Raw genomic sequence first — 13,151 nt, 5'->3', positions numbered from 1 at the left:
GGACAGCAAGGAGCAGTACAGCGGTCCAGCAGTGCAGGAGGGCGAACATGACGACCGTCGGATTCCTCTACCCGGGTCACTTCGCGGAGGACGACTTCCCGCGGATGGAGGTCATCCTCGACACCACCATCAGGCTGGTCGTGAACCGCACCGACCCCGGCGAGGACGACCGTCGCCCGGACACCCTGCGACAGCTGGGCGAACCCGAACGCCTCGCCGCCGGGCTGGAGGAGCTGCGGCGGGCCGGCGTCGAGTCGGTGGTCTGGGCCAGTACCGGCGGGAGCTTCGTGTACGGCTGGGAGGGCGCCCACGGACAGACCACCACCCTGGCCCGGGCGGCAGGGCTGCCCGCCTCCAGCACGTCGCTCGGATTCGTCCAGGCGGTACGGGCGCTGGGCGCCGCCCGCGTCTGCGTCGCCGCGACCTACCCGGAGGAGATCGCCCGGCTCTTCAGCACCTTCCTGGCCACCGCGGGCATCGACGTCGTCGCCACGCACAGCGGCGATGTCACCTCCGCCGCCGAGGCCGCCGCGTGGGGCCCGGACCGGCTGAAGGAGCTCGTGGTCGCCGCGGACCGCCCGGACGCGGATGCGGTACTGCTGCCGGACACCGCCCTGCACACCGCCGCGCACATCCGTGACCTTGAGCAACTTCTCGGCAAACCGGTCCTCACCGCCAATCAGGTGACGGTGTTCGAGGCCCTGCGGCTGGCTCGCCGCCGTACCTGGGCGCCGCAGCTGGGCGCACTCTTCGCCACCCGGGAAGCACCGCCGGCTCCGGTGGAGCAGTGACCGGCCGGAACAGCCGCACGGTACGGCCGTCGGGGAATAAACGGAGACGACCTCCTGTTACGTCCCCCTGGACGTAAGCGCATCACCGGAGAGGCCTTTCACGTGGACAAGAACCGAGGCGACGACATTCGCGGCAAGGCCGAAGGAACCGCCCCCGTGCCGCTCTCGGTGCTCGACCTGGTGAGCGTGGGCCAGGGGCGCACCGCGACCCAGGCGCTCCGCACCAGTGTGGACATCGCGCAACTCGCCGAACGCCGCGGCTACCACCGTTTCTGGGTCGCCGAACACCACTCCATGCCGGGCGTCGCCTCGTCGTCCCCGGCCGTGATCCTGGCCCACCTCACCGCGCACACCGAGCGGATCCGGCTGGGCTCCGGGGGCGTGATGCTGCCCAACCACGCCCCCCTCGTCATCGCCGAACAGTTCGGCACGCTGGAGGCCATGGCCCCCGGCCGCATCGACCTGGGCCTCGGCCGTGCGCCCGGCACGGACGGCGCGACCGCCGCCGCGCTGCGCCGTACCGACCGGCTGAACGAGGGAGCCGACGACTTCCCGCAGCAGCTCGCCGAGCTGACCCGGTTCCTGGACGACGACTTCCCCGACGGCCACCCCTACTCCCGCATCCACGCCGTCCCGGGTCCGGTCCAGGGACCCGCGGGCCGACCGCCGATCTGGCTGCTCGGCTCCTCCGGCTTCAGCGCCCGGCTGGCGGGCGTCCTCGGCCTGCCGTTCGCCTTCGCCCACCACTTCTCCGCACAGAACACCATTCCGGCGCTCGACCTGTACCGGGAGTCGTTCAAGCCGTCCGCGGTGCTCGACGCCCCGTACGCGCTGATCGGCGTGTCGGCCCTGGCCGCGGACGAGGAGCGCGAGGCCCGCCGTCAGGTGCTGACCGGCGCCCTGTCGATGGTCCGTCTGCGCACCGGCCGGCCCGGTCTCATCCCGACGCCGGAGGAGGCGGAGGCGTACTCCTTCAGCCCGATGGAGCGCGAGTTCGTCGACAGCTGGCTCGGCAACGTCATCCACGGCACGGCGGACGAGGTCCGGTCCGGGCTGAACGATCTGGCCAAGCGGACGGGGGCGGACGAGCTGATGATCACGGCCAATGCGCACGGTGGCGGGGCGCGGGTGCGCAGTTACGAGCTGATCGCCGATGCGTACGGGCTGGATGGCTGAGGGCGGTGCGGGCCCGTCCGCGTGACGGGCTCGTCCCCAGGCGTCGGACGGACCGCAAGGCGCCTCGACCGCCGGGCGGGCTGAGGTGTGCCGGGCGTGGCCGGGGTGCGGCCGTAGGGTGCCGGTCAGCCGGCCAGGGGGCTGGTGCCGATCAGTTCCGCGATGCGCTCCGGGGCCACTGCCCGTGAGTACAGCCAGCCCTGCCCCGTGTCGCAGCCGATCCGGCGCAGGCGTTCCGCCTGGCCCGCCGTCTCGACGCACTCCGCGGTGACGGTCAGCCCCAGCCGGTGCGCCAGTTGCACCATCGCCTCGACGATCGTCTCGTCGGCGGGGCTGGGGTGCGCGCCGTCCTCGTAGCGGAACCCCTTGACGAACGAGCCGTCCAGCTTGAGTACGGACACCGGCAATCGGCTCAGGTACGCAAGGTTCGAGTAACCCGTCCCGAAGTCGTCGATGGCGATCCGGACACCCATGTCGCTGAGCTCCCGGAGTGCCTCCAGCGGGCGGCCGGCCGAACCCATCACCGCGGACTCGGTCAGTTCCAGCTGCAGCAGCCCCGGAGCGAGACCGGTCTCGGCGAGGATCTCCGCGACATCGGTCACCAGGTCGGAGTCCCAGACCTGCCGTACGGCCACATTGACGCTGATGAACAGCGGCGGCTCGGTCGGATGGTCCAGCTGCCAGCGCCGGGCCTGGCGGCAGGCCGACTGCAGCACCCACCGGCCGAGCTGGACGATCGAGCCGTCCTCCTCGGCGATCGCGACGAACCGGTTCGGCGAGAGCATGCCGAATTGCGGGTGGTTCCAGCGGACCAGGGCCTCCACCCCGCGGACGACCCCGTCGGCCATGCCGACCAGCGGCTGGTACTCGATGGTGAACTCGCCGCGCTCGACAGCGGGGCGGAGCGTGGACGAGAGCGCCTGCCGCGTCATCCGGTGCGCGTTGCGTTCGGGGTCGAAGAGCGTCCAGCGGGCCTTGCCGTCCGCCTTCGCCCAGTAGAGCGTGGTGTCGGCGGCCTGCATCAGACCGGTTGCCGAGGTGCCGGCCACGGCGCGCTCCACCACCCCGATCGACGCCGATACGGCGAGCCGCTGCCCGGCCAGGTCGAACGGCTTCTGCAGGGCGGTGAGCACCGCGCGGGCGAGATCGGTCAGTTGCTGCGCACCGGCGGATTCCTCGACGAGGATCGCGAACTCGTCTCCGCCGAGGCGCGCCACGAGCGAACCGCCGGTACGGTGCAGGCTCTCCTGCTCGGCGCAGTCGGTGAGCCGGGAAGCGACGGCGGCGAGCAGCCGGTCGCCGACCCGGTGGCCCATCGTGTCGTTGACGGCCTTGAAACCGTCCAGGTCGAGGTAGCAGAGCCCGATCCGGCTCTGCCGCGGCGGGTCTTCGTCCCGGTACGGCGGGGTCTGCAGGGCAGCCGAGAGCCGTTCGAAGAACAGCATCCGGTTGGGGAGCCGGGTCACCGGATCGTGCATCTGGAGATGGTGCAGCCGCTTCTGCAGCTCGCGCCGGTCGCTGACGTCGGCGACGGAGAGCAGCACGGGGGAGCGACCCGGCCCCGGGGCAGGGGCCGCGCCCGCTCCCGCGGCCTCCGGCATCGGGACGACGGTGATCTCGGCCCACAGCGAGCGCCCGTCCGGGTGCTTGAGCCTGCGCGTGCAGCGGAACCGGGAACGCCGCCCGCGCAGCACCTCGCGGTACGCATGCCAGGTGCGGCCGTCCGACGAGACGTCGAGCAGATCCGACGCGGACTGCGCGGCCAGCACGGCGGGGTCGGTGCCGAGCAGCGCGCCGAGGGCGTCGTTGGCGGTGAGGACGAGGCCTTCGTGGTCGACGACGGCCATCGGGAGGCCGGCGGTCAGGAAGACGGCCCGGTAGTCGGCCCGGTACCCGGCCGCACCCGCTGAGGCACGCTCCCTCTGACGCTCCGTGACCGTCGGCCGCACGGTAGGGGGCGCTGTGCCTGCCGCGGGCCTCGGCCCTTCGGAGGTTCCGCTCACCGCTCGCTCCCGCCGTGCAGTTCTGTCCTGAACAGATGTGGTCGGACTGGGCCCGCCGCGCGGAGTGCCGTCGTCGGACCGGAAACCACGCAGGAAAGCGTGGTGAAGCATAGAGGTTGTCATCCGGCCCGTTCCAGCTCCCTGCCCGCTCCTGGCCCCTGGATCGCCCCGCATGGACCATTCGCGTGCCGATCCGGTTTGCCCGCGATTGATTATTTCTGTGCAGCTCTGTTCTCTCCAGTCGATCTAGGGTCGCTCTTGCGTTGCCGCGGTGATCGATTGTGACTGTCCGTGAACAAGTCCCCGGGTTGCGGCTCGCTTACACGGGTGGTGCAGCACAACAGGGCGCATAACGCAAAACCGGCACAAAGTGGGTGATAACCAGCATTCCCGCACCCGGAGGTTGATGTGCCGCGCCAGCGCAGACTCGCCGGGTTGGAGAGGCCGAGTCCGCGTGCCGTCCTGGCCGGAGCGATCGCGCTCCTGTCGCTCGCCGCCATCTCCCTCGTCGCGGGTCCGTCCGTGGCCGCCACGGGTGCGGCCGGCCCGTGCGCCCTGCCCCGGACCGGGGCGCACCACTCGTTGGGTGTGGGCAACTGGAACGACGCCTACCCGCGTCCCGACCATCCTCTCGACGCGGTCATGATCTTCCTGTCCTTCCCGGACGCGCACCCGGTCACCACCCCCGCCGAGCTCGCCGCCGACTACTTCCCTGCCACCACCCGGTTCTTCCGGCGTGCCTCGTACGGGAAGTTCATCCTGCGCCCGCATCCGCAGCCGGACTGGATCCAGATGCCCCGGAGCTCCACCTCGTACGGCATAAAGCGTGACTGGGACGACGGGCGGCGCAGCGAGTACCTGCGCGACGCGATCTCCGTGGCCGACGACCAGGTCGACTTCTCGAAGTACGACATCGTCTATCTCGTCGCCGACCCGGACGCCCCCGGCGTCGACTCCGACGCGACCAAGGTCGTCAACTTCGACAGGCCGCTGCATGCCGACGGCACGGACATCCGGCGCGTCGTCACCGTCTTCGAACAGCACCCTCCGGACCGGAACGTGCTGGCCCACGAGACCGGGCACGTCATCGATCTGCCGGACCTCTACCACCGGCCGGCGGACGGCAAGGGCGACTGGGACACCTACGTCGGCGACTGGGATGTGATGGGCAGCCAGTTCGGTCTCGCGCCGGATCTGTTCGGCTGGCACAAGTGGAAACTGGGCTGGCTGGACCGCGGGCAGGTGGCGTGCATCCAGGAGAACGCGAACATCACCCTGGAGTCGATGGCCGCCGTGCCGGTGCCCGGCGCGTCGATCGGCACGCGGCTCGCGGTGATCAGGACCGGGGAGGACAGTGCGGTGGCGCTGGAGGCCCGCAGCGCCACCGGCAACGACCGGACGACCTGCAGCGAAGGCGTGCTGATCTACCGGGTGCGCAGCGAGACGTCGTCCGGCGACGGACCCGTGCAGGTCATCGACACGCACCCCGACACCGACGCCTGCTGGGACCTGTCGGTCTACCCGCCGCTCGCGGACGCGCCGCTGCGGGTCGGTGAGACGTACTCCATCCCCGGCGAGCACACGAGGATCGAAGTCGCGGACCGGACGCCGTCGGGCGCGTGGACGGTCAGGATCACCACGGGTACCTGAGCCGGGCCCGGGCGATGCCGGAAACGAAGAAGCCCCCCGCTTGCGCGAGGGGCTTCTTCCGTCGGTGCGCCGCCAGGGACTCGAACCCCGGACCCGCTGATTAAGAGTCAGCTGCTCTAACCAACTGAGCTAGCGGCGCCTGCTGACGTCGTAGACATTAGCATCCTGATCGGCGGGAGGAAAAATCGAAATCCGGGCCGACGACATGGGCGCCGAGCGGGCCACCCGCACACAGGCCCAGAGCAGTACGTCGGGGCCCGGCAGCCACGGGTCACGGGTGTCGGGGGCGACCACCCAGCGGGGCCCGGCCGCGGCGGAACCACAGGTCAGGGGTGGGACGGTCACCGCGTCGCCGGTGCCGTGACAGAGCAGTGGCGGGACCCTGTCCGCGGAGCGGTCCGGACCCCGGGACGGCAGGGGGGACCCGCCCACCCGCGGCCCGGGGCGGCTGCCCCACTCCTCCCAGTCGAGCAGGGACGGCAGCCGCTGGGCGGTACCGGGGGCGGCGAACAGCAGCATCCGTCCGCGGTGCGTGGCGACCGGCCCGGAACCGGGCCCGTCGGCCCACAGGTGCTCCAGCATCCGCCGGCCGAAGAGCACGGGGACATTGACCACGTCGAACGCCGTGCCGCACGGCAGTACGCCGGGGGAGCCGGGGTGGGCCGTCCACTGGGCGAGCGTGGAGCGTGGGTAGGCCGTGGCGCCGGCGAGCCAGGCGGCGCCTGCCGCGGTGACCTGTGCGACCCGGTCCCCGGCCTGGTTCTCGTCACGGTGCCCGGTCCGGTCCCGCACGGCGGCGAAGACGTCGACACCGTGGCGGGGGCCGGTGTCCGGTCCCGTGCGGGACCCGGTGCCGGGGTGCAGGGTCGTGTGGTCTGGCAGCCATGCGGTCATGTGCACTGGTCTACCGGGAGTGACGGTCCGGATTCCAGGAGTTGCCGGAAAACGGGACAGGACGGGGCGGAGGGGAGTATCTTGCGCGCGGGCATATGCCAGCGGCTGTCCCCGGAGTCAGCTCCGGGCGGGGACCGGACGCTCCGGCGTCACGGCCTCGCGCCACCCAGCAGGCTCCGGCCGAACTCGACCATCTTCTTCGCGTAGTCCTCGGTCCACTCCGCGCGCTCCGCGATGTCCGCCGTCGTCAGCCGGTCGAACCGGCGCGGATCGGCCAGCTGTGCGGCGGCGATCGCCTGGAACTCGACCGCACGGTCGGTCGCGGCACGAAATGCCAGCGTCAGCTCGGTGGCACGGGCCAGCATCTCCCTCGGGTCGTCCATCGACTCCAGGTCGAAGAAGTGCTCGGGGTCGGCGACCGCCGCCGTCGGCTCGAAGAGCAGGGGCGCGGGGCGCAGCCGCTGCCGCTCGTTCCGCTCGGGTTGTGCCATGTGGTTGTTCCTCCTTCGGTGGGCCCGACGGCCACCCTCCATTGTCCAACGCGCCGCAAGAGCGCTTCCGGGGCGGTGCGCGGGGCCCGTGCGCGGGGGGCGCGCACCGGGACACCCCCCGGCGCGACGCACGCCCCCTCCGGTGGCCTATCGCCCGCACCCCGTGGACGTTACGGACGTCAGGGAACCGGCGGAATCACGGTGCCCATCGCACCCGGTGTTCCGCGAGATGCGACAGCACGGCATGGTTCGCTTCCCAGCCGTCGGGGAATTTCACCGTGACGCCCAACTGGACCGGTTCCGTCGACGGGTGCTCGTCCAGCAGGTCGGCGACACCCTCGCGGCAGACCACGATGCAGGCGTGGCGGTGACGGGAGGCCAGTACGCACAGCCGGCCCGTCTCCAGATGGAACGCCGTGGCGTCCGGACGGCCGGACAGCGGGTGCAGGACCACCGTCACATCGAACTCGCGGCCCTGGAGCCGGTTCGCCGTGTCCACTGCGACGCCCGTCACGCCGAGCTCCGCGAGCGCCGCCCGTACCGCCGCGGCCTGGTCCCGGTGGGCGGTGCCGACCGCGACCCGGTCCGCCGTCACCGCAGCGGGCTCGGGGGAGCGCTCGCTCATGGCCGCGCCGCCCCGGTCCAGCAGCCTGCGGACCACCTGGGCCACCGCCCGCACCGCCTCCGGATCCGTGCGCGGGGTGTGCCGGGCGGGGAGCTCGAGCAGGCCCCAGCCGGACTCTGCGGCCCGGTCCAGCACCCGGTCCGGGGCGGAGCCGTCCGACGCGACGCCGAACGACAGCCGCCGGTCGCCGTGGTCGGTGCCGCTGCGGAACGGGGTGTATGGGTAGAAGGCGTCCGAGACCAGGGGGGCGGCCGAGGCGGGCAGCCGCCACGACACCGGCAGCCGGTGCTGCGGCAGGTGTGGGTTGTGCGCCAGCAGGGTCGAGACCGCGCTCGCCGACGGGTCGTACGACAGCCCCGCCCACTGGTCCGCGCCGACGATCGAGAACGGGTCGAGCTGGCCCGGATCGCCGACGAACAGGGCCCGTTCGAAGAGTCCGGCGACGGCCAGCAGCGCGTCGGAGCGCATCTGGTACGCCTCGTCGACGATCGCGTGCCCCCACGGCTCGACGTTCTTCACATGCGCCCACTTGGCGGCCGTGGAGATGACGACGTCGAGTCCCGCGAGGTCCGCCGCCTTCGCCGACTTCCGTACGTGGGGCAGGTCGTCGAGGGCCTTGTCGTACGGGTCCGCGTCGTTGCTGTGCAACCGGCCGACCGGAAGCCCCGGTTCCTTCTCGGCCAGCCGGACCACCAGGTCGTCGACCTGGGCGTTGGTCTGCGCGACCACCATCAGCGGACGTCCGGCAGCCGCCAGTTCGAGCGCGGCGCGCACCACGAGCGTCGACTTGCCCGCGCCCGGCGGGGAGTCCACCACGATGCCACGGGCCGTGCCGTGCAGAGTGTCGTCGAGGATCGCGGCGGTGGCTCGTCCCGCCGCCGCGCCCGGGTCGAATACGGCAGTCACAGAAGGTCCTCCGCGGTCACGGGGTCGGGCCTCTCGGCGTGCCCGGCGGCGCCCGGCGGGCCGCCGTGCGTCCAGGGCGTGTCCTCCGGGTCCGGCAGCTTCGGGCCGCTGCGCTGATCGTGCTCGAACAGCGTCCACGCGATCCGGTCACCCGGCTCGGGCAGCGAACCGGGGGCCGGCTCCTTGCTCCGGCCCATCCGGTCGGTGATCCGCAGCACGAGCAGGATCTCCTCGGCTGCGGCGGCATCCCCGCCCGCGTACGCCACGAACTCCGCGGTCTGCGGCTTGCCGTCCAGCGAGCGGTACACCTTCGTCCGCTCGCCGAGGTGCGGGCGCTCGGCCGTCCGTACCGTGACCAGCGGGCGCGGTGAGGGCCGCTTCGACTCGCTGTACGCCATCACCACCTCGGTCACCTCCCCGACGAACGCCTCGCCGGCCAGCCGCCGCCCGGCCAGGACCAGCGGATCGTCCAGCGCCTCCTGCGCCTCCAGCTGGGCCTGCGCCGTCTCCCGCGACGCGAGCTTCTGCGCCGCCGTCACCGCGTCGTCCCGGCGCGGCTGCGGCGGCTCCCCGGACCGGACGCGGTCCCGGTGGCCGGTGAACGACCAGCGGTCCCGGGTCCAGCGGTCCTCGGACCTGGCCCCGGGCGGCAACTGCTCCAACAGGTCCAGTCCCCGCCACACCGCGTCCCAGGTCGGCCGCATCACTCCGGCGAGAAGCGATCCGATCTCCCGCTCGGCCGCCGTCAGCGCGGCGAGCCGGGTATCGGCCGCGACTCCGTCCTCGGCGGCCGCGAGTGCTGTACGCGCCCGGTCGTACTTCTCGATCGCCGGGGCGAGCAGCCGGTTGTCGAACGCCGGGTCCGTCGCCGGACCGGCCGGCGGGCACACCAGCCTGCCCTCGCCGTCCCGCTCCAGCTCGGCCCGGAGCGCGGCCTGAGCCCCGGACTCGCTCTTCGGCGGATCGATCCAGGCGAGGAGCGCGCCGAGATGCTGGTCCTCGAGCGAGGACTGACCCGTCGCCCAGTGCCGGTTCAGCAGATCGGTCATGGCCAGGAGCAGCGAGGAACCCGGCACCCGGGCCCGCTCCCCGTAGTGGGTCAGCCAGCGGCCGAGCAGCGGGACACGGGCCGGGGCCGGGTACGGGGTGTCCGGATCGTCCTCGGCGGTGCGCCGGAACCGCATGGAGCGGCCGAGGAGTCGCACGAAGTCGATGCCGGCCCGGCTCGGCACGATCAACTGAGGGGCGTCCGCGCACAGTTCGACCTCGACCTTGACCTTCTTCCCGGTCTCGGGGTCGGTCTCGTTGCGCTCGGCCGGCTCGACCACGTCCGCGTACGACTCGATGTGCGGCAGGACCGCCTCGGCCAGGTCGGCGAGGAAGGCGAACCGCAGATCGCGGTCGCGCGGCTGGGCCACGGTCAGCAGGCGTGGCGCGTCCCGGTCGGTGCCCACGAGGGCGCCGAGCGGGGCGCCCGCCTCACCGGCGGTGGTCAGCGGGACGAGGACGAGCGGCCGGTCGGAGAGACGGCGGTGGCGAACAGTGGCGAGCGGCTGCGCCCGCCCGCTCTCCACGGCCTCGAGCCGGGCCAGGGTACTGATCAGCGACATACGGCGCCGCCCTCCGGAGCCATCGGGCCGGTCGCCCGCTGGTGAGGCAGGGGGCCGGTCGCCCGTGCCGGGGCCACTGAGCAGGCCGCCGGCTCCAGCGCCTCCGCGCGCAGGGCCGCCGCGCGGCGCAGGGCCGCGACCGTCGGGTCCGCCGGGTCGCCCTCCTTGCCCGCGGCCGCGGCCAGCACCGCGGAGACCGTGGTCAGACCGCCGAGCTCGCCCCGCACGCTCCGCCCCAGCGCCTCCACCGCACCGGCCGCGCGCGCCGTGGTCCGGCAGTGGAAGGCCAGTTCGCAGGCGGCCAGGCACTCGGGTGCATACGCCGCCGTCACCGATTCGACCGCGGCCGTCAGCTCCTGCGGCGAACACTGCGGGTCGAAGGTGGTGCCCTCGGGCAGGGCCGCCGCGATGTCCTCGATCCGGGTCAGCCGGGTCAGCTGCCGGCGGGTGACCGCCCGCTGCTTGCGCACGTCCACGACCGACGCCGTCGGCAGGTTGGAGAAGTCCTTCGGGCAGACCAGCAGCACCCGGTGGCCGACCTCCGCGCCGTCCGTGACCGCCGCGATCCGCTCCAGCGCCAGGACGTACACGGCCGCCTGCCGGGCGGCCGCGCCGACCTTCGCCGCGTCCGCCGAACTGTCGATCATGGGGAACGACTTGATCTCCACGACCGTCCACCGGCCGTCGGGGTGCACCACCACCGCGTCCGGCTCCAGATAGGCGGGTGAGCCCGCCACCTCCAGGGCCAGCATCGGATGGTCGAGCAGCGCCCAGCCGCCCGCCCCGGTCGCCTCCCGCAGGGCCAGCGCCGTACGCGCCGCGCGCCCCTCGGGGCCGGCCGCCGTCAGATCCGGCACCCGGACCTCGCGGGGCGTCTCGCTGCCGCCACCGAGCCGCTCGTGCAGCAGACGCATCAGCTCGGTACCGCCGTCGGCCTTGACCTTCGCCTCGAAGGCGTTCCCCCGCATGAACGCGAACTGCGACTGGCCGAACTGCGACTGGCCGAACGCGGCCGGCGAGCCGAGCGCCGTGGCCAGCACCGCCTTGTCCACCCCGGCGCCGTCCAGCAGGGCGCGCCGCCTGCAGCCGGGGTTGGCAGCGAGCGCGGCCAGCGCGCGGGCGTCGAGCGGATGCGGGGCGACGGCCGGACCGCGCAGCTCAGCGAGCCGCTGCCGGAGTGCCGTCGCCGGCTGCGTCGCCCGATGCTGCGGCATCGGCGGAGTCTGCGGAGGAGGTCCGCTGGCCGGGAATTCGCTCACCCGCGGAAGTCTTGCATCCGGCACTGACAATCGGGGACTTCGTGACGGTGGGAGCCGGTGCGAACCGGGCACGCACGCCGGCGACGGCCTGGTCGGCGAGCCGCATCACCGGCCTGGTCAGCAGCGCTCCGGCGCCCATCACGGCAGCGCCCGCGAGCGCGTCGAGGAAGTAGTGGTTGGCCGTGCCCATCACGACGAAGGTGGTGACTATCGGGTAGGCGACACCCGCGGCGCGCACGAGCGGATGCCGCCCGTGGCGCCAGAGGAGGATCCCGCACCACAGCGCCCAGCCGACGTGCAGGCTCGGCATCGCGGCGTACTGGTTGGTCATCCAGCCCATCCCGCGCGGCGCGCTCGCCTCGTTGCCCCACCAGCCGTACGAGCTGTACTGGGCCATCGTGTCCACGAAACCGTGTGTGGCGTGCAGCAGGCGCGGCGGGCACGTCGGCAGCAGTGCGAAGCCGATCAGGCCGAGCAGGGTGGAGGTCATCAGCCAGGTGCGGGCGGCGCGGTACACGGCCGCGCGACGCCGGTAGATCCAGATCAGGACGGCCGGGGTGACCATGTAATGCAGTGAGGCGTACGCGAAATCGGCGGGTATGCCGATGGACGGATGGGCGGTCATCAGCCGGTTGAGCGGATGCTCCGCGTTGAGGAAGAGCGTCTTCTCGAGGTGCAGTATGCGCAACCCGTGGTCGACGGCGGTGGCCACATCGCTGCGGACCAGCAGCCGGCCCGCCGAGTAGATCGCGTACACCACCGCGATCAGCGGCAGCTCGGCCCACCAGCGAGGCCGGTGGCTCGGCGCGGGCGCGGTGCTGGCAAGCGGCATCCGGAAGCTCTCCATCATGTGTTCATGCTGCCGAGGGCGGCCGTTCAACCGTACGGCGCGGATCGACCACGAATTCCCCGGGGGTCCTCTGTGGATGCCCCGGTTCGTGCGGAGATTTCTCCGCGGGTGGATGGACGCCCGTTCGGGCCCGGAGGTTGCCTCCAGGTGACGTGCGCGATGATGGAAGACGGATGACCGTCCCTGCTGTCGTTGTCTCCGGTTCACATCTCAAGACGCACATTTCAAGATCCAAGAATCAGGGAGAGCCGTCATGGCACCGCGAATCCTGCTCGCCCGGCACGGCCAGACGGAATGGTCCGTGAAGGGCAACCACACCGGCAGGACGGACATCCCGCTCCTCGACGCGGGACGCGAGGGCGCCAAGCTCCTGGGTGAGCGGCTGCACCGTAAACCGTGGGCGGACCTGCCGGGCCTGGAGGTCCGCACCAGCCCGCTCGTCCGTGCCAGGGAGACCTGCGACATCGCCGGCTTCGCGGACCGGGCGCAGCCGTGGGACGCGCTCATGGAGTGGGACTACGGGGCGTATGAGGGCATGACCCCGGCCCAGATACAGGCGATCCGGCCGGGCTGGTTCATCTGGCGCGACGGGGTGCCGGAGGGCGAGACACTGTCCGAACTCTCCGCCCGGGCGGACGAGATCGTCGACTGGGCGCGCTCGGCCGACCGTGACGTGCTGGTCTTCGCGCACGGCCACATCCTGCGGGCGCTGGGGGCGCGCTGGCTGGGCGAGGACGTGTCGTTCGCGTCGCGCATCCGGCTGGACCCGACATCGCTGTCGGTGCTGGGGTGGGCGTACGGGGCGCCGGCGCTCGAACGCTGGAACGACACGGGGCACCTGGACCGGTAGACCCGGCCCGTCCGGCGATCGGGGGCGGCCGGGTGCACGGGACCCG

At 72.5% G+C, this 13,151-nt stretch carries 11 protein-coding genes and 1 tRNA gene; 4 read left to right on the top strand and 8 right to left on the bottom strand.

Features of this window, described 5'->3' with window-relative positions:
* The first annotated feature begins 47 nt into the window (after positions 1-47).
* Positions 48-791 (top strand): decarboxylase, encoded by a 744-nt coding sequence (locus LRD69_RS10825; RefSeq protein WP_277326359.1) that lies wholly within the window; start codon positions 48-50, stop codon positions 789-791.
* A gap of 102 nt (positions 792-893) precedes the next feature.
* On the top strand, positions 894-1,967 hold the full coding sequence (locus LRD69_RS10820) for an LLM class flavin-dependent oxidoreductase (protein ID WP_277326358.1): 1,074 nt from the start codon (positions 894-896) through the stop codon (positions 1,965-1,967).
* 125 nt (positions 1,968-2,092) lie between these two features.
* Here LRD69_RS10820 and LRD69_RS10815 read toward each other — a convergent pair whose 3' ends face one another.
* The gene (locus tag LRD69_RS10815; protein ID WP_277326357.1) at positions 2,093-3,970 is read right to left on the bottom strand and encodes an EAL domain-containing protein; all 1,878 of its coding nucleotides are present in this window, start codon (positions 3,968-3,970) and stop codon (positions 2,093-2,095) included.
* Between the two features lie 435 nt (positions 3,971-4,405).
* On the opposite strand from LRD69_RS10815, the gene LRD69_RS10810 reads away from it, so the two are divergent.
* Positions 4,406-5,620 (top strand): M6 family metalloprotease domain-containing protein, encoded by a 1,215-nt coding sequence (locus tag LRD69_RS10810; RefSeq protein WP_277326356.1) that lies wholly within the window; start codon positions 4,406-4,408, stop codon positions 5,618-5,620.
* A 65-nt stretch (positions 5,621-5,685) separates the two neighbouring features.
* On the opposite strand, the gene LRD69_RS10805 is transcribed toward LRD69_RS10810, so the two are convergent.
* The 7 genes from LRD69_RS10805 to LRD69_RS10775 form a co-directional block, all read right to left on the bottom strand.
* Positions 5,686-5,759: transfer RNA gene (locus LRD69_RS10805), tRNA-Lys, on the bottom strand.
* Positions 5,750-6,514, bottom strand: a complete 765-nt coding sequence (locus tag LRD69_RS10800; protein ID WP_277326355.1) for a bifunctional DNA primase/polymerase — start codon at positions 6,512-6,514, stop codon at positions 5,750-5,752. The genes LRD69_RS10805 and LRD69_RS10800 overlap by 10 nt, the downstream gene beginning before the upstream one ends.
* Before the next feature lie 149 nt (positions 6,515-6,663).
* Positions 6,664-7,005, bottom strand: coding sequence for a hypothetical protein (locus LRD69_RS10795; RefSeq protein ID WP_277326354.1), 342 nt, complete (start codon positions 7,003-7,005; stop codon positions 6,664-6,666).
* 196 nt (positions 7,006-7,201) lie between these two features.
* The gene (locus tag LRD69_RS10790) at positions 7,202-8,536 is read right to left on the bottom strand and encodes an AAA domain-containing protein (RefSeq protein ID WP_277326353.1); all 1,335 of its coding nucleotides are present in this window, start codon (positions 8,534-8,536) and stop codon (positions 7,202-7,204) included.
* A complete protein-coding gene (locus LRD69_RS10785; protein WP_277326352.1) occupies positions 8,533-10,146 on the bottom strand; it encodes a hypothetical protein in 1,614 nt (537 codons plus the stop codon). Before LRD69_RS10785 ends, LRD69_RS10790 begins: the two co-directional genes overlap by 4 nt.
* A complete protein-coding gene (locus tag LRD69_RS10780) occupies positions 10,137-11,198 on the bottom strand; it encodes a hypothetical protein (protein WP_346771934.1) in 1,062 nt (353 codons plus the stop codon). Before LRD69_RS10780 ends, LRD69_RS10785 begins: the two co-directional genes overlap by 10 nt.
* 106 nt (positions 11,199-11,304) lie before the next feature.
* Positions 11,305-12,237: a phosphatase PAP2 family protein gene (locus LRD69_RS10775; protein WP_277329688.1), complete on the bottom strand. Its 933-nt coding sequence runs from the start codon at positions 12,235-12,237 to the stop codon at positions 11,305-11,307.
* A gap of 271 nt (positions 12,238-12,508) precedes the next feature.
* Between LRD69_RS10775 and LRD69_RS10770 the strand changes: the two genes are divergently transcribed.
* Positions 12,509-13,105, top strand: coding sequence for a histidine phosphatase family protein (locus LRD69_RS10770; protein ID WP_277326350.1), 597 nt, complete (start codon positions 12,509-12,511; stop codon positions 13,103-13,105).
* Positions 13,106-13,151 lie beyond the last annotated feature (46 nt).

It is taken from the genome of Streptomyces sp. JH14, assembly GCF_029428675.1.
GTDB lineage: Bacteria > Actinomycetota > Actinomycetes > Streptomycetales > Streptomycetaceae > Streptomyces.
The sequence above is the reverse complement of the archived record's forward strand: the minus strand, read 5'-3'. Positions and strand labels throughout refer to the sequence as shown.